The organism is Pseudomonas palleroniana (assembly GCF_003031675.1).
In the GTDB taxonomy this organism is placed as follows: Bacteria; Pseudomonadota; Gammaproteobacteria; order Pseudomonadales; family Pseudomonadaceae; genus Aquipseudomonas; species Aquipseudomonas palleroniana.
In genome coordinates this window covers 154,895-179,920 of sequence record NZ_PYWX01000071.1, presented here as the reverse complement: position 1 = coordinate 179,920, position 25,026 = coordinate 154,895, and the positions used below count along the sequence as shown (strand labels likewise).

Annotated in this window: 25 protein-coding genes; 17 read left to right on the top strand and 8 right to left on the bottom strand. The window is 62.4% G+C overall.

Features of this window, described 5'->3' with window-relative positions; translation table 11 throughout:
- Positions 1-73 precede the first annotated feature (73 nt).
- Positions 74-1,003 (bottom strand): DMT family transporter, encoded by a 930-nt coding sequence (locus tag C9383_RS25300; RefSeq protein WP_090370186.1) that lies wholly within the window; start codon positions 1,001-1,003, stop codon positions 74-76.
- A gap of 92 nt (positions 1,004-1,095) precedes the next feature.
- On the opposite strand from C9383_RS25300, the gene C9383_RS25295 reads away from it, so the two are divergent.
- The 4 genes from C9383_RS25295 to C9383_RS25280 all read left to right on the top strand — a co-directional run bounded on the left by C9383_RS25295 (position 1,096) and on the right by C9383_RS25280 (position 4,740).
- Complete coding sequence (locus C9383_RS25295) at positions 1,096-1,659, top strand: helix-turn-helix domain-containing protein (protein ID WP_090370188.1); 564 nt, start codon at positions 1,096-1,098, stop codon at positions 1,657-1,659.
- Positions 1,660-1,814: 155 nt separating this feature from the next.
- On the top strand, positions 1,815-3,011 hold the full coding sequence (locus tag C9383_RS25290; RefSeq protein WP_090370190.1) for an SfnB family sulfur acquisition oxidoreductase: 1,197 nt from the start codon (positions 1,815-1,817) through the stop codon (positions 3,009-3,011).
- Positions 3,012-3,022: 11 nt separating this feature from the next.
- Positions 3,023-3,361, top strand: coding sequence for an acyl-CoA dehydrogenase (locus C9383_RS25285; RefSeq protein WP_090370192.1), 339 nt, complete (start codon positions 3,023-3,025; stop codon positions 3,359-3,361).
- The gene (locus C9383_RS25280; RefSeq protein WP_090370195.1) at positions 3,361-4,740 is read left to right on the top strand and encodes an LLM class flavin-dependent oxidoreductase; all 1,380 of its coding nucleotides are present in this window, start codon (positions 3,361-3,363) and stop codon (positions 4,738-4,740) included. Before C9383_RS25285 ends, C9383_RS25280 begins: the two co-directional genes overlap by 1 nt.
- A 38-nt stretch (positions 4,741-4,778) precedes the next feature.
- Here C9383_RS25280 and C9383_RS25275 read toward each other — a convergent pair whose 3' ends face one another.
- Positions 4,779-5,651, bottom strand: coding sequence for a hypothetical protein (locus tag C9383_RS25275; protein WP_090370197.1), 873 nt, complete (start codon positions 5,649-5,651; stop codon positions 4,779-4,781).
- A 342-nt stretch (positions 5,652-5,993) separates the two neighbouring features.
- Here C9383_RS25275 and C9383_RS25270 point away from each other — a divergent pair, with 342 nt between their 5' ends.
- From C9383_RS25270 to C9383_RS25240, 7 genes are read left to right on the top strand one after another with little or no spacing between them, the layout of a single operon-like run.
- Positions 5,994-6,896: an AMP-binding protein gene (locus C9383_RS25270; protein WP_090370199.1), complete on the top strand. Its 903-nt coding sequence runs from the start codon at positions 5,994-5,996 to the stop codon at positions 6,894-6,896.
- On the top strand, positions 6,893-7,663 hold the full coding sequence (locus C9383_RS25265) for an ABC transporter ATP-binding protein (protein ID WP_090370201.1): 771 nt from the start codon (positions 6,893-6,895) through the stop codon (positions 7,661-7,663). Before C9383_RS25270 ends, C9383_RS25265 begins: the two co-directional genes overlap by 4 nt.
- Positions 7,663-8,544, top strand: coding sequence for a branched-chain amino acid ABC transporter permease (locus C9383_RS25260; protein ID WP_090370204.1), 882 nt, complete (start codon positions 7,663-7,665; stop codon positions 8,542-8,544). Before C9383_RS25265 ends, C9383_RS25260 begins: the two co-directional genes overlap by 1 nt.
- Positions 8,545-8,548: 4 nt before the next feature.
- Entirely contained in the window at positions 8,549-9,598 is a 1,050-nt protein-coding gene (locus C9383_RS25255; protein ID WP_060756691.1) for a branched-chain amino acid ABC transporter permease, read from the top strand.
- Positions 9,599-9,616: 18 nt separating this feature from the next.
- Positions 9,617-10,957 (top strand): ABC transporter substrate-binding protein, encoded by a 1,341-nt coding sequence (locus tag C9383_RS25250; protein WP_090370206.1) that lies wholly within the window; start codon positions 9,617-9,619, stop codon positions 10,955-10,957.
- A 3-nt stretch (positions 10,958-10,960) separates the two neighbouring features.
- Complete coding sequence (locus C9383_RS25245) at positions 10,961-11,728, top strand: ABC transporter ATP-binding protein (protein ID WP_090370208.1); 768 nt, start codon at positions 10,961-10,963, stop codon at positions 11,726-11,728.
- 12 nt (positions 11,729-11,740) lie between these two features.
- A complete protein-coding gene (locus C9383_RS25240) occupies positions 11,741-13,135 on the top strand; it encodes an FAD/NAD(P)-binding protein (RefSeq protein ID WP_090372369.1) in 1,395 nt (464 codons plus the stop codon).
- Between the two features lie 103 nt (positions 13,136-13,238).
- Here the strand turns inward: C9383_RS25240 and C9383_RS25235 are convergent, their stop codons facing one another.
- The 4 genes from C9383_RS25235 to C9383_RS25220 are packed head-to-tail and all read right to left on the bottom strand — an operon-like array spanning position 13,239 to position 17,853.
- A complete protein-coding gene (locus C9383_RS25235) occupies positions 13,239-14,486 on the bottom strand; it encodes an efflux RND transporter periplasmic adaptor subunit (RefSeq protein WP_090370210.1) in 1,248 nt (415 codons plus the stop codon).
- Positions 14,476-15,957, bottom strand: a complete 1,482-nt coding sequence (locus C9383_RS25230; protein WP_090370212.1) for a TolC family protein — start codon at positions 15,955-15,957, stop codon at positions 14,476-14,478. The genes C9383_RS25235 and C9383_RS25230 overlap by 11 nt, the downstream gene beginning before the upstream one ends.
- Positions 15,950-17,149: an ABC transporter permease gene (locus C9383_RS25225; RefSeq protein WP_090370214.1), complete on the bottom strand. Its 1,200-nt coding sequence runs from the start codon at positions 17,147-17,149 to the stop codon at positions 15,950-15,952. Before C9383_RS25225 ends, C9383_RS25230 begins: the two co-directional genes overlap by 8 nt.
- Complete coding sequence (locus tag C9383_RS25220) at positions 17,146-17,853, bottom strand: ABC transporter ATP-binding protein (protein WP_090370216.1); 708 nt, start codon at positions 17,851-17,853, stop codon at positions 17,146-17,148. Before C9383_RS25220 ends, C9383_RS25225 begins: the two co-directional genes overlap by 4 nt.
- Before the next feature lie 357 nt (positions 17,854-18,210).
- Between C9383_RS25220 and C9383_RS25215 the strand changes: the two genes are divergently transcribed.
- Positions 18,211-18,963 (top strand): TetR/AcrR family transcriptional regulator, encoded by a 753-nt coding sequence (locus tag C9383_RS25215; protein WP_090370218.1) that lies wholly within the window; start codon positions 18,211-18,213, stop codon positions 18,961-18,963.
- 166 nt (positions 18,964-19,129) lie between these two features.
- On the opposite strand, the gene C9383_RS25210 is transcribed toward C9383_RS25215, so the two are convergent.
- Positions 19,130-20,191 (bottom strand): FUSC family protein, encoded by a 1,062-nt coding sequence (locus C9383_RS25210; protein WP_090370220.1) that lies wholly within the window; start codon positions 20,189-20,191, stop codon positions 19,130-19,132.
- Positions 20,192-20,342: 151 nt separating this feature from the next.
- Positions 20,343-21,959, bottom strand: coding sequence for an NADP-dependent glyceraldehyde-3-phosphate dehydrogenase (locus C9383_RS25205; protein WP_090370222.1), 1,617 nt, complete (start codon positions 21,957-21,959; stop codon positions 20,343-20,345).
- Positions 21,960-22,108: 149 nt separating this feature from the next.
- On the opposite strand from C9383_RS25205, the gene C9383_RS25200 reads away from it, so the two are divergent.
- From C9383_RS25200 to bufA2, 5 genes are all read left to right on the top strand, one after another.
- Positions 22,109-22,972: a Dyp-type peroxidase gene (locus C9383_RS25200; protein WP_090370225.1), complete on the top strand. Its 864-nt coding sequence runs from the start codon at positions 22,109-22,111 to the stop codon at positions 22,970-22,972.
- 239 nt (positions 22,973-23,211) lie between these two features.
- The gene (locus C9383_RS25195) at positions 23,212-23,484 is read left to right on the top strand and encodes a BufA1 family periplasmic bufferin-type metallophore (protein ID WP_060755693.1); all 273 of its coding nucleotides are present in this window, start codon (positions 23,212-23,214) and stop codon (positions 23,482-23,484) included.
- Positions 23,481-23,912 (top strand): DoxX family protein, encoded by a 432-nt coding sequence (locus C9383_RS25190; RefSeq protein ID WP_090370227.1) that lies wholly within the window; start codon positions 23,481-23,483, stop codon positions 23,910-23,912. Before C9383_RS25195 ends, C9383_RS25190 begins: the two co-directional genes overlap by 4 nt.
- 28 nt (positions 23,913-23,940) lie before the next feature.
- Positions 23,941-24,711 (top strand): alpha/beta fold hydrolase, encoded by a 771-nt coding sequence (locus C9383_RS25185; protein ID WP_060755691.1) that lies wholly within the window; start codon positions 23,941-23,943, stop codon positions 24,709-24,711.
- Positions 24,712-24,735: 24 nt separating this feature from the next.
- Positions 24,736-25,008, top strand: coding sequence for a BufA2 family periplasmic bufferin-type metallophore (gene bufA2, locus C9383_RS25180; RefSeq protein WP_060755690.1), 273 nt, complete (start codon positions 24,736-24,738; stop codon positions 25,006-25,008).
- Positions 25,009-25,026: the final 18 nt, after the last annotated feature.

The following is a 25,026-nucleotide window of genomic DNA, read 5'->3' as shown; positions in this document are numbered from 1 at the left end:
ATCACCAAACGGCAACATGTGGCAGGATCCTACAAGGTAGGCCGAAAACTCCCATTTGGCATTGTGTCGGACCCTAGCTCTGCTGCTCCTGTTCCCTTTCATCCGCCAGGTCGATGGCCTTTTGCCCCTTGGTCTTCAACTCACTGACGATCACCGCCACCACAATCAATGCCGCCCCCAACATGGCAATCGGCGGAAAGCGCTCCCCGGCGATGCGCCCGATCACGCCGGCCCACACCGGCTCACCGGCATAGATCAAGGTGGCGCGGGTTGGCGAAACACTCTGTTGCGCCCAGTTCATCGCCACCTGGATGATCGCACTGGTCAAGCCCAGGCCGACGGCACTGAACAGCAGCAGCCACGAGAACTCGGGCAGCGCTTCACCCATCGGCACCACCATCAGAAACGACAACAGCGACGCCGTGGCCAGTTGCACCACGGTGACGCGACGCACATCCACCTGCCCGGCATAGGCGCCGATGAGGATGATTTCCGCTGCCACCGCGATTGCACAGATCAGCGTGGCGATCTCACCGGCGCTGAAGTTGAGCGAGGCGCCGCTGGGGCCTGTCAGCAGCATCAACCCGGTAAACGCCAGCATGATGCCGATGCTCGGCATCAGCCCTGGGCGCCTGCCGAGCACCAGCCACTGCAACAATGGCACGCAGGGCACATACAGCGCCGTGATAAAGGCCGACTGGCTGCTGGGGATGGTCTGCAAACCGATGGTCTGCATGCCATAGCCGAACATGATCGAGGTGCCGATGAAGGCGCCGGCCTTCAATTCAAACAGGGTCAGCTCGCTCAGCGTACGCAGTGAGAAGAAACCGACCACGAGCGCCGCCGCCGCAAATCGCAACCCCACGAAAAACATCGGGCCGCTGACGGTCATGGCATGCTGCACCAGCAAAAAGGTGCCGCCCCAGATCATGGTGATCAGCACCAGGATGCATTCGGCTTTGCTGAAACGGTTGAAACGCGGGGAAACGTTCGAGGAGGTCATGGCGGCTCGGTCTTGCAAGGGAAAGGCACGGACCGCACAATGCGCCGCACGCTGGGCAGTATACTGCGCACACCTACCAATTGAGCAATATAGTGCACAAAGAAAATCCGCAACGGGCTTCGGTCCTGCAACACGTCAGCCAAAACGTTCGTCGCCTGCGCCACGCCGCCGACCTGAGCCAGACCGCGCTCGCGGAAAAGTCCGGGGTCAGCCGGCGCATGCTGGTGGCCATCGAGGCGGGGGAGAAGAATGTGAGCCTGTCGACCCTGGACCGTGTCGCCGAAGCGCTGGAGGTGGCGTTCAGCGACCTGATCCAGGCGCCGGATGCGGGCGACCACAGCCGCATCAACGAGTTGGCCTGGGCCGGCGATATCCCCGGCAGCAAGGCCGTGCTGCTGGCCAGGGCCAACGCCCGGCGCGAAGTCGAGTTGTGGGAGATGCGCCTGGAGCCCGGTGATCGCTACAGCCCCGAACCGGACCCGGAAGGCTGGAGCGTGCAATTGTTTGTGTATGAAGGGGCCCTGACCCTGATTCTGGATGACGAAGAAAAGCACGTTGCCGCAGGCGAGTTCTACATGTTCGCCAGCCGCCAGTTCCACCACTATCGCAATGAGGGTGATGTGGCCGTGTGCTTCGTTCGGACCGTGGTGATCTAACTGTTCGCCAGGCAACAGCGCCTGGGCACTTTGCTGGTTTGAAACACGCCCCACAGCGCTGACTTACCAGCAAGCCGCTGATTTTATTGACGATTAAATTCAGGCACGACTCCTGCAATTGCACAGGTCATCCCATCGGAGCCTGGAGTCGGCCCATGTCAACCCACCCTCAACACCCTGCCCATATCATTCGTTCGGACGCCGAAGCCATTGAAGTGGCGACGCGCCTGGCCGCACGTTTTGCCGTTGATGCCAGCGCGCGCGACCGTGAGCGTCGCTTGCCGGTGGCCGAACTCGACGAGTTCTCTGCCAGCGGCCTGTGGGGCATCACCGTGCCTAAAGCCTACGGTGGGGCCGAAGTGTCCTATGTGACCGTGGCCGAGGTGATCAAGTTGATCTCCGCCGCCGACCCGTCACTGGGGCAGATCCCGCAGAACCACCTGGGCGTGGTGGATATCCTGGTGCAAACGGCGACAGAGGAGCAAAAGCGGCATTACTTCGGCAAGGTCCTGGCGGGCTACCGCTTCGGCAATGCTTTCTCCGAAGCCAAGAGCAAAAATGCCGGCACTTTCGATACCCAGATCCGTTTCCACGGCGACCGCGCGCAAATCAATGGCGAGAAGTTCTATTGCACCGGCGCACTGTTTGCGCACCTGGTGCCCACCGTCGGCAATGACGAAAACGGCCAGGCGTTTATTGCGCTTATCGAACGTGATGCACCGGGCCTGAGCGTCATCGACAATTGGGACGGCTTTGGCCAGCGCACCACCGCCAGCGGCGGCGTGACCCTCGATGGCGTGAGTGTGCCCTTGAGCGCGGTGATCCCCGCACACCGGGCGTTCGACCAACCCACCGCCAGCGGCCCGATCTCGCAGATCATCCAGGCCGCCGTCGACACCGGCATTGCCCTGGGCGCCCTTGAGCAAGCCAAAATCTACGCGCGCCAGGCGCGCCCATGGATCGACAGCCAGCAGGACCACGGCTGGCAAGACCCGTTCACCATTGCCGCCATCGGCGACCTGCAGTGGCGTGTGCATGGTACCGAAGCGATCCTCGCCAAGGCCGGTATCGCGGTCGACCTTGCCCTGGCTGAACCGAATGAAGACACCGTGGCCAATGCCTCGCTGGTGGTTGCCCAGGCCAAGGTCCTGTCCGCCGAAACCGCATTGCTCGCCAGCAGCAAACTCTTCGAACTGGCCGGCACCCGCTCGGTCACCGCCAAGCACAACCTCGACCGCTTCTGGCGCAATGCACGCACCCATACCCTGCACGACCCGGCCCGCTGGAAATACCACCTGATCGGCAATTTTGTGCTTAACGGCGTGAAGCCTGCCCGCCACGCCTGGAACTGAGGAGCCTACCCATGACTGCACCGAACCCCGTTCTGAATCAAGCGCGCCAATTGCTCGAAAGCACCCGACGCCATGTCGAGAAAAGCGATGACCCTTACGTGATCAGCCGTTTCGGTGATTTGCAGATCCGCGTCGATGTCGCCGCGGCCTTGCTTGAACGCGCCGAAACCCATCCCAGCCCGGTCGCGTTGACCGAAGCGCAAATCGCCGCCGCCGAAGCCCTGATTGCCGCCAGCAACGCCGAATTCGAACTGACCGGCCAGCGCACCGCCTTGCCGTCGACCCTGGATGACCCGCTGCGCTGGAAATATCAGGTGGTCGGCAATTTCCATCTCAACGGAGTGCATTGATGGCCCGGCAAATCCGCTTGAATGCCTTCGACATGAACTGCGTGGGTCACCAATCCCCCGGCCTGTGGGCGCACCCGCGGGACCGCTCGTGGCAGTACAAGGACCTGGAGTACTGGACCGACCTTGCGAAAATCCTCGAGCGTGGCAAGTTCGACGGCCTGTTTATCGCCGACGTGCTGGGTATCTACGATGTTTACAACGGCAACGGCGACGCGGCGATCCGCCAGGCGGCGCAGGTGCCGGTCAACGACCCGTTGTCGCTGATCGCGCCGATGGCGCTGGTTACCGAACACCTGGGTTTTGGCCTGACCGCCTCGCTGTCGTTCGAGCATCCGTACCCGTTTGCTCGCCGGCTTTCGACCCTCGATCATCTGACCAAGGGCCGTATCGGCTGGAACATCGTCACCTCCTATCTGGAAAGCGGTGCCAAGAACCTCGGCCAGAAAGCCCAGACCGAACACGATGCACGCTACGACTACGCCGAAGAATACCTGCAGGTTTGCTACAAACTCTGGGAAGGCAGTTGGGAGGAGGGCGCCGTACTGCGTGACCGCGAGCGGCGGATTTTCAGCGACCCGAGCAAAATCCACGAGATCCGCCATGTCGGCAAGCACTTCCAGGTGCCCGGTATTCACCTGTGCGAACCCTCGCCACAGCGCACGCCTGTGCTCTACCAGGCCGGTGCATCCAGCCGTGGCAAGCAGTTCGCCGCTGAGCAGGCCGAATGCGTGTTCGTGGCCGCGCCGTCCAAGGTGCTGCTGAAAAAGACTGTCGCCGACATCCGCCGCCGCGCCGCCGAGGCCGGGCGTGACCCCAGGAAAATCCTGATTTTCAATCTGCAGACGGTGATCGTCGGCGAGACCGATGCGAAGGCCAAAGCCAAGTTCGACGAATACAAAACCTATGTCAGCTACGAAGGCGCGATGGCGCTGATCTCCGGCTGGACCGGTATCGATTTCAGCCAATTCAAACCGGATGAGCCGCTCAAGCATGTGCACACCAACGCCATTCAATCGGCGGTGGAAGCGTTCTCCACGGCCGATCAGAACAAGGTCTGGACCCCCCATGAACTGGCGGACTGGGTCGGCATCGGCGGTTTTGGCCCGCTGTTCGTCGGCGGCCCGCAAACCGTCGCCGACCTGCTGCAGGAATGGGTCGAAGAGACCGACGTAGACGGTTTCAACCTGGCCTATGCGCTGACCCACGAAACCTTTATCGACGCCGTCGACCTGCTCGTGCCGGAGTTGCAGAAGCGCGGCGTGTACAAGACCGAATATGCCCAAGGCACCTTGCGTGAGAAGCTGTTTGACGAAGGCGCGCGGTTGGCGCCGAACCATCCCGGCGCCGGCTATCGCGATCTCAAGGCGACTTCGGTTTGATGGTCGCACCCACGCAGCGCGTGGGTGCGAGCAACAGGCTAAGGGCGGATGTCCAAATGTCCGGCGCTGACTTCGACGGTTTCACGTTTTGTTCCATCGGCACCTTTGAAATGGAAGGTTGCCTTCATACCGCCTTTTGTTGTGCCAGGCGTCGGTATGGCGACGATATTTACCTCGCCTTCATAGCCCCAATACGGCACAAACCTGCCGTTCATGTCGAACAGTACAATTTCAACCTCCTGGCTTTGCGTGCTCACCTGATACGTGCCGGGGCGAAGATTGTCTGCAACGCGCAATGCCATGATGAATTCGCGTACGTCAGGTCGAGGCTGGTAATGACGTGACCAACCCAGAAAAGAAGCTGGGAATGTGCGGGATGCCGGTTGATGGGTGAGGCTGACCTCAGTGGATTTGTATTGGGTATTTATCGCACCCCTCACATCGGCTGTTACTGAGCCGATATCGTGACTATAGCCAGTGACTTTTAATTGGCCATGCGAGACTTCAACGGTGGTGTTGCCGTCGCCTGCAATGAATTCGAACTCCACACTGGTTTTTCGTGACTTTTCATCGATCGTAACCTTCGCGTGGCCGTGAGTGCTTATATATTGGAATAATTCGCCCCCTCGAAGTTTTTCCCAAATGATGGTCATTTCAGAGTCATTGTCAGGGCTTGTCACAAGTTTGTACTTCTTGTTTTTTACATTACCTGACAGTGGAATAAAGAATCTCAGGCCAGAGGTTATATGTGAGCCGGCAGCCTGTGCATAGATCATCCAGCGCCGATTTACCTCATCGCGCATGACTGTAAAAGTTGCTGCCTGAAAATCAGTGATGTCAGGGTCATTGATGATTTTGGCGCTACAGGTCCCCGTTGCATTACGTGGGCTCATCATTTCCAAAGTGTTCATTTGGTGCCTCCGCGTGCCTTGTTCGATGCCGTGGTGAGTAGGTGATTCAAAGTTAGTAACCGTTGGTGAAGGTGTCTACTGTCAGAATTAACAGGTTTGCCCGATTTTTTTATATCCAATAAATACATTGCATTGAACCAGGGGAGTTTCTGGTTCTGTTGCTTGCGCAACAGTGGATAAACACTTTGTTCGTTCCAGTCTCTTTGAATCGTGGGGTTCTCTAATGAAAGGCCCGTTTTAGAGGGGGGCAGGTTCAGGCATGAGTTCTGCAATGCACTGAGGCATCCCCCCGACAGCCAGCGGACCACCGCACGCTTACCACTTCAATAGGAGAAAATCCCTATGAGCGTGCACGAACTCAAACGCCCGCTGGCCCTGGAATGGCCTGCCGAATGGCTCGGTCATCTGCCCCATGCCCTGGAACAACTGCAACACTGGGCGCAGGTCACTCCGCTGCAAACCGCCCTGCGTCACAAGCGCCAGGGCCAGTGGTATGCCTGGCGCTGGATCGATGCCTTGCGCGATGTCGAGCGCCTGGCCGACGGCTTGCGCCAACAGGGTTTCGGTGAGCAGTCGCGACTGGCTCTCAGCGGTGCTTTTGAGCCCAACCTGTTGCTGCTGGCGTTGGCGGCCCAGTCTGTCGGCGCGTCGGTGCTGTCCATCGCCGATGACCTAGCTCCCGAGGTGTTGCAGCAACAACTGTGGCGCATCCGTCCTACCCATGCCTATGTGCACAGTCGTCGGCAGGCGCGACATTGGTCGTCCACCCAACGCTTGGATTTCGCCCAATTGCTCGGCCCGGTCGACCCGGCGCAACACGTGCAGCGCTGGTGGCAACCGACGAGTGAAACCGTGCTGTGGAGCGAGGAGGGCACCGACTGGCCAGGGGGGCTCGCCGTGGTGCTGGAACACTGGCTAAGCAGCGGCCATGGCCTGGCCTTCCCGGAGAGCCCGGCTTCGGCCCGCCGTGATCGCCGCGAAGTGGCGCCCACCGGCTTGCTGCTGTCGCCTGCGCGTTTGCAACACTTGGCCGACGAGATCGAAAGCCGTCTGGCTCCCCTCGGCACCTGGCGTCGGCGCCTGTGCGAGTGGGCTATCGCGCACCCGCACAGCGGCCTGCGCCGTCTGTTGAAAAACCGCGTGCGCAGGCTGCTCGGTTTCCAGCGCCTGGCCTATATCTGGCAACCCCTCAAAACCAGCGTCGAGCCGACATGGCTGGCTGAATTCAAGCGGGAGATTGCATGAGCCAGGCCATATTGCAGGTACGCGATGTCTCGCTGTCGTTCAAAGGCGTCAAGGCCATCAACGCCTTGTCCTTTGCTGTGCAACGCGGCGAGATCTGTGCGCTGATCGGGCCCAACGGTGCCGGTAAAAGCTCGCTGCTCAATGTGCTCAACGGCGTGTATCGCTTCGATGCCGGTGAGATCGTCTTTGAGCAACACGCCTTTCACCGTATCGATCCCCTGGATGCAGCCCGCCGGGGCATTGGTCGCACCTTCCAGAACAACGCGCTGTTCAAGAAGATGAGTGTGCTCGACAACCTGCTCACCGGCCTGTCGCGGCACATGCGCAGTACCTTTATCGAACAAGCCCTGGGCCTGCCCCGCGCACGACGCGAGGCCGAGGCGTTCCGGCTGCGCGCCCAGGGCATCCTCGACTTCCTGGACCTGCAAGCCCATCGCGAGGTGCTGGTGGGCAACCTCTCCTACGGCCTGCAAAAGCGCGTGGAGCTAGGCCGGGCGTTGATCGCCGGGCCTAGCCTGCTGCTGCTCGACGAACCCATGGCCGGCATGAACGCCGAGGAAAAACGCGAGATGGCGCGCTTCGTTGCCGATGTGAACCGCGACCTCGGCACCACCGTGGTGTTGATCGAACATGACATCGGTGTGGTCATGGGCCTGTCTGACCATGTGGTGGTGCTCGACTACGGCCGCAAGGTCGGCGACGGCACACCGGCCCAGGTGCAGGCGGACCCTGACGTGATCGCGGCCTACCTGGGAGTTGCACACTGATGACGTTCTTCTTCGAAACTCTGCTCGGCGGCCTGCTCGCCGGCACGATGTACTCGCTGGTCGCCATTGGCTTTGTGCTGATCTACAAGGCCAGCGGCGTGTTCAACTTCGCCCAGGGCGCGATGCTGCTGTTTGCCGCGCTGACTTTCGTCAGCCTGCACGACCAGGGCGTGCCGTTTGCCCTGGCACTCCTGTTGACGGTGCTGGTGATGGTCATCGGCGCCTGGCTGATCGAGCGCCTGGTGCTGCGACCGCTGGTGAACCGTTCGCAGATCACCCTGTTCATGGCCACCTTGGGCCTGTCGTTCATTATCGAGGGCCTGGCCCAGGGTTTGATGGGCTCGCAGGTGCGCGCGCTCGACCTGGGTATCGACGACGTGCCGCTGTTCGTCGGGCCGCTGATGCTCAGCCAGTTCGACCTGGTCGCGGCGGCCGCTGCCGTCGTGCTGGTGACGGTGCTGGCGCTGCTGTTCAACAAAACCCGCATGGGCGTGTCGCTGCGCGCGGTGGCGGATGACACCACGGCGGCGCTGTCCATCGGCATCAACCTCAACCGGATCTGGCAGATCGTCTGGGCGGTGGCGGGCATTGTCGGGCTGGTCGCCGGGTTGCTCTGGGGTGCCCGGCAGGGCGTGCAGTTTTCCTTGTCGCTGGTGGTGCTCAAGGCGCTGCCGGTACTGATCATCGGCGGCTTCACCTCGATCGGTGGGGCAATTGTCGGCGGGTTGATTGTCGGCGCGGCGGAGAACCTGGCCGAGGTGTACATCGGCCCCTGGATCGGTGGCGGTATCACGCCGTGGTTTGCCTACGTACTGGCCTTGGCCTTCCTGTATATCCGCCCCGCCGGCCTGTTCGGCGAGCGCGCCATCGAGCGAGTCTGAATCCATGTCGATACCCGTTGTTCAAGAAACCGCGCCGCTGTTGCTGACTGAGCGGCGCCTCCCGTGGGGCTGGATCGGCCTGTGGGTACTGGCCTTTGTGGTGGTGCCGCTGTGGGGCAATGACTATTGGCTCAATGCGATCCTGATTCCCTTTCTGGTGCTGTCGCTGGCCGGGCTGGGCCTGAACCTGTTGACCGGCTACACCGGGCAAACCTCGGTCGGCGCAGCCGGGTTCATGGCCGTCGGTGCATTTGCCACCTACGGTTTTCTGCTGCGCCTGCCCGAGTTGGGCTTGCCGGTGGCACTGTTCGGCGGTGGGATTATCAGCGCGTTGGTCGGCCTGCTGTTCGGTCTGCCCAGCTCGCGAATCAAGGGCTTCTACCTGATGGTCACCACCTTGGCCGCGCAGTTTTTCCTGGAGTGGCTGTTCGTCAAATTCCCCTGGTTCTACAACTACGGCTCCTCCGGGACCATTTCCGCGCCCAGGCTGGCGCTGTTCGGCCACGACCTCAATACGCCGCTGGGCCGCTACCTGCTGACGCTGGTGACGGTGCTGCTGTTGACCTGGGCCGCCGTCAACCTGGTGCGTAGCCAAATTGGCCGCAACTGGATGGCGATCCGCGACATGGACACCGCCGCTGCCGTGGTCGGCATTGCGGTGGCGCGCTACAAGCGCCTGGCGTTCGCCGTCAGCTCGTTCTACCTGGGCATCGCCGGGGCATTGTGGGCCTTTGCCTACCTGGGCACGGCCAGTGCCGGCAGCTTCGATATCAACCGTTCGTTCCAGATCCTGTTCATCATCATTATCGGTGGCATGGGCAGCATCGCCGGCAATTTCGTCGGGGCGGCCTTTATCAGCCTGCTGCCGATTTTCCTCAGCCATGCCGGGCAGGCGCTGTTCGGTGGGGCGGTGGATGCGGGGCAGTTGCAGAACCTGCAGAAAATCATCTTTGGCGTGTTGATCATCGTGTTCCTGATCAAGGAACCCGAGGGCTTGATTCGCCTGCTGGGCAACCTGCGCGACCGGCTGCGTCAGTGGCCTTTACGTTTCTGAACCGATAAGAGAATCCCCATGCGTGCAACCTTCAAACGTTCCCTGGCCGGCGCTGCCTTTGCGCTTGCCACATTGACTGGCGCCATCCCCCAGGCCATGGCCTCGGCGGACCAGCAATTCATTCCCCTGGCGACCTATCGCGTCGGTGCCTATGCCTCCAGCGGCGTGCAGGTATGGGCCGGGATGATCGATTACCTGCGCTATATCAACGAGGTCGAAGGCGGAATCAACGGGGTGAAACTGGTGTGGCAGGAGTGCGAGACCGAATGGACGGCGGAGAAGGGCATCGAGTGCTACGAGCGCTTCAAGCATGGCCTGGACGGTGCGCCGGTCGCGGTGTACCAGCCCAACGGCGCACCTGCGGCGTATGCCTTGAGCGAGCGCGCCGAGGTGGACAAGATCCCGCTGATCACCCTCGGCTACGGCCGCACCGAAGCCACTGACGGCACGGTATTCCCCTACAACTTCCCGGTGATGCTGACCTTCTACAGCGAGGCGTCGACCCTGGTGAACTACATCGCCCAGCGCGAAGGCGGCTTCGACAAACTCAAGGGCAAGAAGATTGCCACGGTCTATCACGACTCGGCCTATGGGCGCGAAACCCTCGGCCCGTTGAAGCTGCTCGCCGACAAGTATGGCTTTGAAAACATCCAGATCCCGGTCGCCGACCCGGGCAATGAACAATCGGCGCAATGGCGCCAGGTGCGCCAGGCCAACCCGGACTGGGTGTTCCTGCGCACCTGGGGCGTGTCCACGCCGGTGGCGGTCAAGACGGCGGCGCGGTTCGGCTTTCCTGTCGACCATATCATCGGCGATATCTGGGCCAGTTCCAGCGAAGATGTGCTGCCCGCAGGCGCTGCCGCCAAGGGTTACCTGGCCCTCACGCCGTATCCGGCCGGGGCGGATTTCGACATCCACAAACGCCTCAAGCAGTTCATCCTCGACAAGGGCCACAGCGACCTCAAGGACCTGAACAACTTCGGCAGCGTCTACTACAACTCCGGCCTGGTGAACGCCGCCGTGGCCGTGGAAGCGATCCGCACCGCCCAGGCCAGGTTCGGCAAGCGCCCGCTCAATGGCGAAGAAGGCCGTTGGGGGCTGGAGCACCTGAACATCGACGATGCCCGCTTGAAAGACATGGGCTACCTGGGCCTGATGCAGAACCTCAAGCTGTCGTGCCGCGACCACGAAGGCGGCGGCTCGGCGCGGGTGCAGCAATGGGACGGCGCGCATTGGACGCTGATCAGCGACTGGATCGCCGCCGACCGTGCGTTGCTGCGCCCGCTGATCGATGAAAAGTCCGCCGCGTTCGCCAAGGAAAAAGGCCTGACACCACGCACCTGCACCGGGGATGAATAAACCATGAGCCAGCCCGCCGCTGCACCCGCGAGCCCGTCACTGTTAAGCGTCAAGGACATCGAGGTGATCTACGACGGCGCGATCCTGGCGGTGGCCGGGGTGTCGCTGCAGGTGCCCCGAGGCGCCATCGTGGCCTTGCTCGGTGCCAATGGCGCGGGCAAGAGCACCACGCTCAAGGCCATCTCCGGCCTGGTGCGGGCCGAGCGCGCCGAGGTCAGCCGTGGTGCCATCGAGTATGCCGGGCTTGACCTGGCCGGTATCGACCCCAGCCGGCGTGTGCGCCAGGGCATGGTGCATGTGCTGGAAGGTCGCCATGTGTTCGGCCAACTGACGGTGGAAGACAACCTGCGCAGCGGCGGCTTCGTGCGGCGCCTGAGCCGGCGGGACCTGGAGCACGACCTGGAGCGCATCTACACCTGGTTCCCACGCCTCAAGACCAAGCGCTACACCCGCGCCGGCCTCACTTCGGGCGGCGAGCAGCAGATGGTCGCCATCGGCCGGGCGTTGATGACCCGTCCTACTTTGGTACTGCTTGACGAGCCGTCGATGGGTTTGGCGCCTATGATCGTACAAGAGATCTTCGAGATCATCGCGCAGCTCAATCGCGAGCAGCAGGTGAGTTTCTTGATCGCCGAGCAGAACATCAATGTCGCGCTCAACTATGCGTCCCAGGGTTACGTACTGGAGACTGGGCGGGTAGCCTTGAGTGGCAGCGCCGCCGAGTTGCTGGCGCGGGGTGACCTGCAGGATATTTATCTGGGCAAACAATAAGGGCCTATGGGCATGAGTGAATCCTTGCGCGACGCCGATGTACTGATCATCGGCGGCGGCTTGAGCGGTACGATGCTGGCGGTGCAACTGCTGCGCCTGCCTGGGCAGCGACAGATACGGGTGATCGAGCCGCGTGCCGAACTGGGCCGGGGTGAGGCCTACAGCGCGGTCGAGCTGGGCCATACCCTGAACGGCAACGCCGCACGCATGAGCGTCGACCCGGACAACCCCGATGACCTGACCGAGTGGCTCACTGACTATATCGGCGCCGGTGGCTGGCTGGAGTCGGCCGAGCAAGCGGTGCCGATCAGCGAGCTATTTCCGCCACGGGGTATTTTCGGCGTGTACGCGCAGCAGCGGTTGGCCGAAGCCAAGGCGCGCTCCGCGTCCACGGTGGAGCATGTGCGTGCCGAAGTGGTCGACCTGCAAGTCGAGGATGCAGCCACGGTGGTCACCCTGGATAACGGCCGGCAACTGCGCGGTGCGTTCGCGGTCCTCGCCACCGGCATGTTCCCGGCGGCGCGCACACCGCAGACCGAGTCCAGCGGCTTGAACGCGGCGGCGGTGGACCCTTGGGACGTGCAGGCCATGACCCACATCGACCCACAAGCGACGGTGCTGATCATCGGTTCCGGGCTGACCATGGTGGATGCTGTGGTGTCTCTGGAACAGGCCGGCCATCGTGGGCCGATCGAGATTTTCTCGCGCCATGGGCTGCTGCCCCATGTGCGCCGGCAGCCGCCGAGTTGGGTCGACTTCCTGGCGGCCGACCCCGGCCTGCGCAGCCCTCGGCAGTTGCTGCGCGAGGTGCGTCGTCAATGCCGGATCGCACTGCACGAGGGCATCGATTGGCAAGCCCCGTTGGACACGGTGCGGGCGCATATCGGTCGGTTGTGGAGCCAGGCCAGCGAGCGCGAGAAACGGCAGTTCGTGCGGCATGTGCGGCCTTGGTGGGAAAGCCATCACCACCGCTCGCCGCCATTGAGCGCGCAGTTGGTGGCGCGCTTGCAAGGCGAGGGGCGGTTGCGCATTCAGGCTGCGTCGTTCAAGGGCTTGGTGACTGTGGATGAGCGCGTGACCATTGCGGTGCGCCGCCGGGGTGAGCAGGGGATCACCCAGGTCTCGGGCGCTGCGTTGATCAACTCCAGCGGCATCGAGTACGACTGGCGCCGCGTGGCCCGGCCGCTGCCCCAGCAGTTGCTCAAACGCGGATTGATCCGCCCCGGGCCGCTGGCCTTGGGGATTGCGGCGGATGCGTCGGGCGCGGTGCTGGATGCCCAGGGCCACGTCAGCCGGCGCTTGTTCGCCATGGGGCCACCGTTACGCGGCATGTGGTGGGAGAGCACGGCGGTGACGGATGTGGCGATTCAGGCTAAAGCCTTGGCTTATAAATTGGCAAAGCTCTAAAAGTGTGGGAGGGGGCTTGCTCCCGATAGCGGTGGTTCGGATTAAACTCTGTGACTGACACACCGCTATCGGGAGCAAGCCCCCTCCCACAGTAGATCTTCATTTATTTTGGGATCTTCACGAATCCAGGCTTGAGCCCGAACACCTCCACACCTTGCGGTGTCGATTGCCCCGTCTTCACTGCCACCCGCTCCACCGGCTTATCCATCGCCGCCCGATACGCCACGGTCATGTCCGGTTCGATCGCCTGGCTTGGAATCACCATCGCCTGGTCATTGTTGTAAGTCACGATGGTCAACCGTGCGCTCATCCCCAAGCGCACACGCTGCAGTTGCTGCGGCGTCAGCTTGGGAATCGACAAGGTCACCGGAAACTGCGCGCTGCCCTGGTTATCACTGGCAATCGCCAACCCGCTGACCACGCTGACGGACCCCGTCAACCGCTCGCCATCGAAGCCGTCTCCCATCACTTCCACCGCCTGGCCCTGGTGCAGTTGGTTGATGTCCAGCTCGGAGACCTTGGCGACGATTTTCAGTCGCTCGATATTGGCCAGGCCGAACAGCACCTGGCCCTGGCTGACCTTGCTGCCCGCCTGCACCGGGGTATTGTTGGTGTTGCCACCCTGGGGTGAACTGTTGTTGCCCGGCGCCGGCACCACGATGCCGGAGAACGGTGCCCTGACCTCCTGGCCGTCGAGCAACGTGTGCAGGGCCTCGTATTTCACCGTGGCGTTGGTCAACTCCATGTCCGCGATCTGGCGGTAGGCGCCTTTGCCCTGGTCCAGCGCTTGTTGCAATTCGCTGCGCGCGGCGACCAGGTCCAACTGCTGCTGTTGAGCCTGTTGCTTGAGGTCATCGAGCTCGTTGCGCGGGATGATGCCGCGCTTGAACAGGTTCTCGCTTTCCGTGAGTTTGCGCTGGGTGTTGCCGGCCGTCATTTCGGCGGTGCGCAGGCTGCGACGGGCGCGGCTGACGGTGGGGCTGCTGTCCCAGTCCTGCATTTCCTGCACGGTGCGCCGCGCCTTGAGCTGGAGGGAGAGGGCATCGCGCAGTTGCACTTCGAGGGTGGCCGGGTCCATGCGTAGCAGCACCTGGCCGGCTTCGACGCGCTGGCCTTGCTCAACCAGGTTGGCCAGGACATTGCCATCGAAGGGCGCCGTCAGGGTGACGGTGGTGTCAGGCTCGATCTTGCCCACCAGGCCAATCTGGTGCACCAACGGGTCCGGCTTTACCGCCAGCCACTGCTCGGTGGGCGCTGGCGAGTCGGCGCCCGGGCTGCGCAGCGCCACCCCGGCACCGGCCAGGAGCAGCACCAGTACGGCGCCGATCAGGTACTTCTTGTTAGTAGTCATTGAGGGCGATTTCCCAACTTTCCAGCGTCATGCCCAGGGTCAAGTCGAGCTGGGTCTGGGCGTTCAAATAAGCGATCAGGGCGTTGAGTTGCGCATTTTCGGCATTGCGCAGGTCGGTCTCGAAACTCAGCACCTGGAAGTTGGTGGAGCGCCCGGCGCTGAGTTTTTCCCGCTCGATCTCGATCTTGCGTCGTGACAGTTCCACGGCGCGCTGGGAGATTTCATATTGGCGCCAGCGGGTACCGAGGTCGCGCACCACGTCGTTGACGCTGCGCTCCAGTTCCTGGCGGGCGTCGGCGATACGAATCTCCTGGTCTTCCACGTTCACCCGCGCCCGCACTTCGGCCTGGCGCGTGCTGATATCGCCGATAGGGATCTGCACCTGCACTCCGGCGTAGCTGTCCCAGGTACGCTGGTTGGTATTGCCGTTGTCACTATTATTGTAGGCGTCGCGTATCTGGTTGGCCCCGGCGACCAGGTCGACCTGCCAGCGCCCGGAGTCCTTGGCGATGACCAGGTTCAAGTCCGCCTGCTGGCTGCCCAGCAAGGCGGCGAGGTATTCCGGTTGCTGGGTTTGCGCCAGGTTGAACGCCTGGCGCCGGTCGATGCTCATCGGTTTGGCTTCCAGGGCTTCACTGGCACGGATCGGCGTGGACAGGTCCAGGGCCAGTAGGCGCAGCAAGGCGAGGCGGCTGGTGTCGAGTTGGTTTTGCGCCTCTTCCACGCCCAGTTGTTGGGTGGCGATATCGGCTTCGGTCTGCACGATTTCGAATTCGGCCATGCGCCCGGCGCTGATCAACGCCTTGTTCACCTCCAGCAGCGTGCCGGAACGCTTGAGCGCGTCCTGCACGATGCTCAATTGCTCCTGGGCGCGCAGCAGGTCGCGGTAAGTGGCGATGATCTGGCTGATGGTCTGCGCCACGGTGGCCTTGAGGTTCAGGCGGTTGGCCTGTTCCGCCAGGCGCGACAGGCGCAACGGTGCGGTGGTGGCGTCCCAGCCGGCGCCGCGCATCAGCGGCTGGATGATCGACAGGTCCAGGCCGTCACGGCGGTAGCGGCCGGCGCGATCGGCGTTGTTCAGTTGTTGGGTCCAGTTCATGCTCAACCGGGTGCCGTACTCACCGAGCAAGGTTGCATTGGGGGCCAGGTTGGCGTTGCGGGCGTTGTCCGCCGAACCCCGGGTGGCGCGGTAATAGCTGTTGAGCGTGAGCTTGGGGTTGAAGGTGTCTTCGGCCACGCGCAAGTCGAACTTCTGCGCCACCCGTTGCAGGTAGGCGCTGCGGATTGCCGGGTTATTGCGCAGGCCCAGGTACACGGCGTCGCCCAGGGTGATGTCGGTGACCTGGGCCTTGAGTGACACACCGCGATCGTAACCGCTGCGGGTGGTGCTGGGCGCCGAGGGGTTGATCACCACGTCGGCGGCCATCACCGGCAGGCTCACCAGTGCCAGTAGCCATAGCCATTTACTCATCGCGCAAGGCCTCCACTGGCTGCAGCCGCGAGGCCGACACCGCCGGGTAGATGCCAAAGAACAACCCCACCAGCAAGGTGCTGCCGACCCCCAGGGGCAGGGCGGCGACCGCCAGGGAAAATGCCCAGCCCGACAGCCAGGCGTAGAGCCAGGCGGCAGTCATGCCCAGCACCGCACCGCAGAGTGCGCCGACGGCCGTCAAGGTCACGGCCTCCAGCAGGAACAGGTTGCGGATATCCCGCTGCCGTGCGCCCAAGGCCATGCGGATGCCGATCTCGCGGCGGCGCTCCGACACATTCATCAGCATCACGTTCATCACGCCCACGCCGCCGCCCACCAGGGAGATAGCCCCCAACGCCAGCAACAGATAAGCAAAGGTGCGGCTTTGCCGGGTCATGCCATCGATCATTTGCTGGGGCACCTGGATGTCGACGTCGTGGTCGACCAGTTGGCGTTGCAAGGCGGTGGCGGCGTCGTGCGCAATGCGCTCCATATCCTGGCCGGCGGCGGCGCGGATGATCACGCTGCCGATCTGCGGGGTGGCATAGATGCGGCGCATGCCTTCGGCGGGGATGAACAGCGATTCATTGGCCTGAACCGGGATCAGCATGGCGCGAGGCTGGCTGTGCAACATGCCGACGATCAGGAACAGGTAGTCGTTTATGCGTACGCGGTCGCCCAGTTTCAACGGGCTGCCGGGTTGGCTGAGGGCCTGGGCCAACGAGTCGCCGATCACGGCGTAGGTTTCATTGGTGTCGAAACTCGACAGGAAGCGCCCGTCGCGCACGGCCAGGCGCATGGCGTCCTGGATGTCGGGGGTAATGCCGACGAAGTTGGCGTTCACGGCATGCCCCTGGAACACAAGCAGCCCACTGAACAAGGTGAGCGCGCCGATATGGGCAATGCCTGGCACTGCCTGGCGCACCGCCTCGAGGTCGAGGCTGGCGCGCATGGCTGCGTTGCTGTTGCCTTTGGGCGGGAACTGGGCGACCAGGGTGTCGGTGCCCATGTCCTTGAAAATCATCGCCGCGTCGGTGGCGGCGTTATGGCCGATGTTGATCAGCGCCACCACCGACGAGCTGCCGATAACGATGCCCAGCAAGGCCAGGATCGAGCGTTTGCCCAAGGTGCGCAGGCTGACGAAGGCTTCATGCAGCAGTTGGCTCACGCTCTGTTCGACCCGCAGGCTCATAGGCGCCCGGCCTCATGCACCGTACCGTTGCGCACCAGGATCTTGCGCTCCAGGCGTTCGGCGATGTGGGCGTCGTGGGTGACGATGATCAGCGTCACCTGTTGTTGGCGGTTGAGCGCCAGGAGCAGGTCCATGATCTCCTGGGCCGTGGTGCTGTCGAGGTTGCCGGTGGGTTCGTCCGCAAGAATCACTGAGGGTTTGCCGACCAGCGCCCGCGCAATCGCCACCCGTTGGCGCTGGCCGCCGGAGAGGTCGGCGGGGCGATGGTGAGCGCGTTCGGCCAGGCCGACTTGTTCGAGCATGTGCAGGGCGCGTTCCAGCGACTCATGACGTGATATGCCCCGGTAACTCAGGGGCAGGGCGACGTTGTCGACGGCGCTGAGGCGTGGCAGCAGGTTGAAGCTCTGGAACACGAAACCGATTTGCCGGTTGCGCAGGGCGGCCAGCTCATCGGGCGTGGCGCTGAAAATATCGTGGCCGGCAAAGTGGTATTGGCCGCCGTTGGGCAAGTCGAGCAGGCCCAGAATATTGAGCAGGGTGCTTTTGCCAGAGCCGGAAGCACCGAGGATGCCGCAGCTGTCACCGCTGGCGATGGACAGGCACACATCATTGAGAATGGACAGTTCCTGCCCGGCGAGCTGATAGCGTTTGCCGATGCCTTGCAGGGAAATCAAGCCTGGGTGCGCGGGGGTCTGTGTCATCATGACTACGCCTGCAGTCTCGACGGTGCCGCCATGCGCCCGTAAATCTTTGTAACAAGTTCGGGAGCTGTCTGGTACGCGTCACGGACTGGTTTTATTTCTTGTTTTTAAAATATTGTTTGAATAGTAACCGCCTTCCTGCGGCTCCGCCAGCCATGGATATAGAGCGGTTTAACGCTTTGAAATGACTTGTTGGTGGGCTGGTCCAGCCTTTTGAAAATACCTTGGACTCGCCCCGATAGCCCCATTTATACAGGCTTTTGATAGCATTACGCAGTGTCGCTGCTTGCATTCGATTGGCCGCCCCGGTATAAAAAATCAAATTATTTTTTAAAACAATATTTCCCCCGTGGAACTCTTATGGTCGCGAAGAAACTCAGCGCTCCAAACGTTACCAAGACTCGACTGCTGGATGCGACAGAGGCTCTCTTCATCAAATACGGTTATGACGCGGTCTTGTTGCGGCAGATTACCGAGCGTGCCCAGGTCAACCTGGCTGCCGTGAACTACCACTTCGGGGACAAGGATTCCCTGATGCAGACCCTGCTCAAGCAACGCCTGGAGCCGCTCAACGAGCAGCGCCTGGAATTGCTGGCGCGCTGTGAGGCCGAATCCGACGGGCCGCTGGACTGCGACACCTTGCTCGGCGTGCTGTTCGCGCCGGCCATGGGCCTGGAGCGCAGCGATCCGGCCAGCGGGGAAGGGCGCTCGTTCATTCGTTTCCTGGGCCGGGTCTACAGCGATACTTCGCCGTTTATCCAGGAATACCTCAAGGTGCATTACCAGCCGGTGTTCCAGCGCTTCTTCGAAGCCTTTGCCCTGGCCTTGCCGGACCTGCCGCGCAACGAACTGGGCGTGCGCCTGCAATTTGCGCTCAAGGCGATTTCCGGGGTGATGGCCGGCACTGAACTGCGCCTGCTGATGAACTCCATGAGCCTGGGTCGCCCGGCCACGGATGCGGAAGTGATGGCTAAGTTGATCACGCTGGTGTCGGCGGCGATTCGGGTACCGCAGCAGAGCCCGGAAGCGGAAACCGCGCTGGCCAAGGTACTGGATACCCAGCGGGCCATCCGCGAACAAGCGGCAACCCCCGCCGCCAAGGCATCGGGCTAGGTCAAATCCGAGGCAAAAAAAGCCCGCTGGGGCGGCGGGCTTGATATGCAACATTTGTAACGGATGAGGCTTCACACTACGGGCCGAGATGTGAATAAAACGTGAAAAACATGTGAGGGAAAGCGTTAAAGTTCTGACCTGCATAAACTTGTCAACGGGCGCTTTCTTATATTCTCCAATCGCCCGCACTTTTTGCCAGGCGTTGGCGCATGGCGTCCACGTTGGTCGCTAGTTGCACGGTCAACAAACGGTAACCATCCAGGGCGCTGTAGACCGGTGCGTCCATAGTGGGTTCGCTGCCGCTGATATGGCTTGGCCGCTCCAACCGCTCCGTCACCCCGGATTTCAACGCCCGCGCCATCCCCACCAACTGCACCCGGATCTGCCGGTGTTCGGCCTTCAACATCATTTGCATCCGCGCCATCGCCTGTTCATCCCGTGGGTCCGGCCGCGTATTGCCCAAGATTTCCAACGTGCTGATGCACATGCGCAGATGCCGCTGGATCGCGTCCAGCTCGGTCATGGAGATCCGCACTTCCTTGGACACCGATGGCATCAGCGAGCGCAGTTGCACCATCGCGGCATTCAGGCGATTGAGCAGTTTGAGGTGTTCATCATCGGTGACCGATTGGCCATTGATGATCCGGCTGTAAATAGCCGCGCAGTCGCGCAACGCACTGGCCAGGTTGTAGCGCCAGGAGTACACGGCATACAGCGGCAGGGCGAAGGAGAATGCCAGCGCCAATACAATCCCGATCAGGATATCCACGGTGCGCCACAAACCATCGGAGATCGGGTTGTCGCCGTGGCCGGCGACGATGAATACCGTGATCGCCGACAGCAGCGCGATATAACCACCCTTGCCGATGGCGTGATAAGAAAAGAACCCGCACACCACCGACATCAGCAGGTAGGTCAGCAGCGGCTGGCCCAGCCAAGCCTGTTGCACCACCAAGGCCAGGCCGACACTCGCGCCGATCAAGGTGCCATAGGCCCGCTCCACGGCTTTTTTGCCGATATTGCCGTGGTGCTGCAACCCGCCGATCACGATCAGCATGGTCACCGACGCCCACTCACCGTGGGGCAGGTTGATGCCCGTGGTGAGCAGGATGGTTGCCAGCAAGCCGATGGACACGCGCACGGCGTGGATCAGCTTGGCATGGCGATAGCGCCGATACGGGTCGAGCAACGGGCGCAGCAGGCGCCGGGCGAACAGGGGCAGGTTCATCGGTACTAAAGTGGCCTCAAAAGTCAGGGCGTACGCGGTTCAAGTGTGGGAGGGGGCTTGCCCCCGATAGCAGTCTCTCAGTAACAGATAGGCTGACTGACCCACCGCTATCGGGAGCAAGCCCCCTCCCACATTTAAATCAGCATGCTTCTTAGAAGATGTAGTCGGTTGTCAGGAAGCTTGAGTCACGATTACGCAAGATGTCACTGACCAGCGCCTTGTTGCTTTCCTGGAACTTGGTCGCCACCAGGGTACGGATCGAGAACACGCGCAACGCGTCATGCACCGACAGCGTGCCCTCGGCCGAGTTCTTGCGCCCGTTGAACGGGAAGGTGTCCGGCCCACGCTGGCATTGGGCATTGATGTTGATGCGTCCAACCTGGTTGGCGAAGGTGTCCACCAGCGTGCCGACGGCCTCGGGGTTGGTGCCGAAGAGGCTCAGTTGCTGGCCGAAATCCGAATCCAGCACATAGTCGATCACGGTTTCCAGGTCACGGTAAGGCACGATCGGCACCACGGGGCCGAACTGTTCCTCGTGGTACACGCGCATCTGCGGGTTCACCGGGTAGAGCACTGCGGGGTAGAAGAACGAGCCGCGACTGACACCGCCGTTGGGGTTCACCACGTGGGCCCCGTGCGCTGCGGCATCGGCCACCAGGCCGTTGAGGTAATCCACCTTGCCCACTTCGGGCAAGGGTGTCAGCGCAACCCCGTCTTCCCAGGGCATGCCGGGCTTGAGGGTGGCGAGTTTCTGGTTGAATTTCTCGATAAAGCGCTCGACCACATCCTCATGCACAAACAGGATTTTCAGTGCGGTGCAGCGCTGGCCGTTGAACGACAGCGAACCGGTGACGGCTTCGCTCACCGCATTGTCCAGGTCTACCTCGGGCAACACGATACCGGGGTTTTTCGCATCCAGGCCCAGCGCTGCGCGCAGACGGTGGGGCTTGGGGTGCAGCTTTTTCAGGTCACTGGCGGCCTTGTTGGTGCCGATAAACGCAAAGATATCGATCTTGCCGCTGGCCATCAGCGCGCTGACGGTTTCGCGGCCACTGCCGTAGATCACGTTGATCACCCCGGCCGGGAAGCTGTCGCGGAAGGCTTCCAGCAATGGGCGGATCAACAGCACGCCGAGCTTGGCCGGCTTGAACACCACGGTGTTGCCCATGATCAACGCCGGGATCAGCGTGGTGAAGGTTTCGTTCAGCGGGTAGTTATACGGTCCCATGCACAGCGCTACGCCCAGCGGTACGCGGCGGATCTGGCCGAGCGTGTCCTGCTCCAGTTCGAAGCGGCTGGAGCGGCGGTCGAGTTCCTTGAGCGCATTGATGGTGTCGGTGATGTAGTCGCAGGTGCGGTCGAACTCTTTCTGCGAGTCCTTGAGGTTCTTGCCGATCTCCCACATCAGCAGCTTGACCACCGCGTCGCGCTGTTCGCGCATACGGCGTAAGAAGGCTTCGACGTGCCTGATGCGATCAACCACGCGCATCGTCGGCCATTCGCCCTGGCCACGGTCGTAGGCGCGCACGGCGGCGTCGAGGGCGGTGAGGGCGGTGTCGGCGTCGAGCAGCGGGGTGCTGCCGATGTGCACGCGTTCTTCGCCGAACTGTACCGGGCTCTGCACCTTGGCGAGCGGGCCGTTCCACACGTGCAACTGGCCGTCCACCAGGTAGTCACGCTGTTCAATGGGCGCGCCCAGGCGGAAGGGTTCGGGAATCTCGGTGGCGGAGGCGGGAAACAGCTCGGTGAGCAGGTTGCTGGTGGTCATATCGCTACCCCTGGAAAAGTTACAAAACATGACTGGGACATGACTAGAGAGTCACCCAACACAGGGCTCTATGGCAAGGCTTGCGCGCTTTCTTGTACGCATGGCAGTGCGCGGCGGTTAAACTGCGCGACTTTCTGGAAGGAGTTCACATGAGTCAGTACCAGCCGGGCATTCTTGCCGCACCGGTGCCATTGCAGGCACGCCATCTGTTTTTTGCCGTGGACTCCCTGGGCGGCGTACCGGCCGCACTGGACGCACTGGTGCAATTGGCCGATTCGGCGGCGGTGGTCGGCTTGGGTGAACCGCTGGTCGCGGCATTGGGCGCGCATATCGACGGGCTGCGTGCATTCCCCGCCGTCAGCGGCCCGGGCGCACACAACCCCTCGACTCAACAGGCGCTGTGGGTATGGTTGCATGGCGTGGATCGGGGGGAGTTGCTGTTACGCAGCCGCGCCTTCGAAAAAGCCCTGGCCCCGGCCTTTCGCCTGGTGCAGATGACCGAAGGGTTCCGCTACAAGACCGGCTTCGACCTCACCGATTATGAAGACGGCACCGAAAACCCCCACGATGATGCTGCGGTCGAAGCTGCACTGACCGACAGCGGCGCCAGCTTCGCCGCCCTCCAGCAATGGCAACATGACCTCGACGGCTTCGCCGCCTTGCCGGCCCTGGAGCGCGACCACATCATCGGTCGCCGGCATGGCGACAACGAAGAGCTGGACGATGCCCCCGCGTCCGCCCACACCAAGCGCACCGCGCAGGAAAGCTTCACCCCGGAAGCCTTCGTGGTACGCCGCTCGATGCCATGGGCCGAGAACGGCCAGGCCGGGTTGATGTTCCTCGCGTTTGGCCACTCCTTCGACGCGTTCGAGGCGCAACTGCGGCGCATGAGCGGCCTGGAAGATGGAATTGTCGATGGGCTGTACCGCATCAGCACGCCGTTGACCGGCGGTTACTACTGGTGCCCGCCGATCCAGGACGGACGTCTGGACCTGAGCGCGCTGGCACGCTGATCGACTGCGCGAACCGCTGCCTGAAAAGCGCCCTGACCCGAACGGTCAGGGCGCTTTTTTTTGTGGCTGTGTATCACGCTGTATCTGAGCACCCTCCTGATACACCGGCATGACGTTCTATCGCGTTCGCGACACAGAGCGGATACACGCCTGGCTTTAACTCTGTTCACCAGCTGGCGCAGGCGGTCATCGACCCCAAGGCGCCCTGGCCACACTCAGTCAAGCCAGGAGATTCACCCATGAAGCGTTCTTACGCAGCCCTTGCGGCAACCCTCGCCCTGTCCCTCAGTGCCTTCGCGGCCGTGGCCCATGCCGATGAGCCCAAGCCCCAGGAGAAATGCTTCGGCGTGGCCCTCGCGGGTGCCAACGATTGCGCCGCAGGCAAAGGCACCTCATGTGCCGGCACCGCCACCACCGACTACCAGGGCAACGCCTGGGTGCTGGTGGACAAAGGCACCTGCACCCAGATCAAGACCCCCAAAGGCTACGGCAGCCTCACGGAGCAACCATGAGCCGAGCGGCCCCGGCGGTGGTGATCCAGCGCCTGCTGCCCCAGGCCCTGCTGTTGCTGGTGGCCCGTCTGGGCATCGCGGCGGTGTTCTTCCTGTCGGGGCGTACCAAGGTCACCGGTGTGCTTGAACTCAAGCCGTCGACCTACACGCTGTTTCGCTCGGAATACGCCTTGCCGCTGATCCCGCCGGACTGGGCCGCGCACCTGGCGACCTACGCCGAGCACCTGTTCCCGCTGTTGTTGGTGTTGGGCCTGCTGACCCGTCCGGCTGCTGCCGCACTGTTGGGCATGACCCTGGTGATCGAGGTGTTTGTGTACCCCGATGCCTGGCCGGTGCACCTGACCTGGGCGGGCCTGTTGCTGCCGCTGCTGGCGTATGGCGGTGGAGCCTGGTCGCTGGACCGCCTGCTGGCGGCTAGACGTGGCTGACTTTCTACAACCTGAATGGAGCTTTCCCATGCGTATGCTTTCTTCTCTGGCCATTGCCATGGCCTTGACCGTTCCCATGCTGGCCCAGGCGGCGCAGGCCCCACAGCCTCCACAGCCCGGCACCGGTAAGAACGTGGTGATCGTGCCCGGATCATTTGTTGACGGTTCCGGTTGGCGGGTGGTGCACGACATCCTGATTCACAAGGGCTACAAGGTCACGGTGGTGCATCAGGGCCACGAAAACCTCGCAGCCGATGTGGCCGAAGCCCGTGAAGTGCTGGAGCAACAGGTCGGCCCGGTGGTGCTGGTGGGCCACAGTTCCGCGGGTGGCGTGATCTCGATTGCCGGTGACCGCGACAAGGTCAAGGCACTGGTCTACGTCTCAGCGTTGCAGCCGGAGGTGGGCGAGAACATGGCCCAGTTGATCGGCTCCATGCCGGCGCCCAGCGATGACATCCAACAGAAGCGCGACGGTCATCTGTTCTTTGACCGCGCCAAGTTCAACGCGGACTTTGCCGCCGACCTGAGCACCAACCGCACTGACTTCATGGCCGCCTCCCAAGTGCCGGCCACCACCGCACTGTTTGGCGGCACGGTGTGGGCTGCGGCTTGGCACAAGAAGCCGACCTACGCGGTGGTGTCCACCGAAGACCGCGCCCTGAGCCCCGACCTGCAGCGTTGGATGTACCAGCGCGCCGGTTCCAAGGTCACCGAAATCAAAGCCAGCCACGCGGTGTACATCTCCCAGCCCGAGGCTGTGGCGAAGGTCATCGAAGACGCTGCATCCGTTATCCAATAACCCACGACACCTGGAGAAACACCCATGAACACTGCACTCAAATCCCGCTTGAGCCTGGCTGCCGCCGCCGCACTGATCGCCATGGCCTCGGCTTCATTCGCCACTGCCGCCAGCGCCGCCGACGCGCAGGAAAAGCCCGGCCGCTGCTACGGCGTCAACACCTGCAAGGGCACCAGCCTGTGCGCAACCGCCAAGAACGACTGCAAAGGCCTCAACAGCTGCAAAGGCGAAGGCGTGATCGTCAAGACGCCGTCTGAATGCCTCAAGGCCGGCGGCACCTTGACTGAACCGAAGTAATCCACCCGGCGAGCCCTG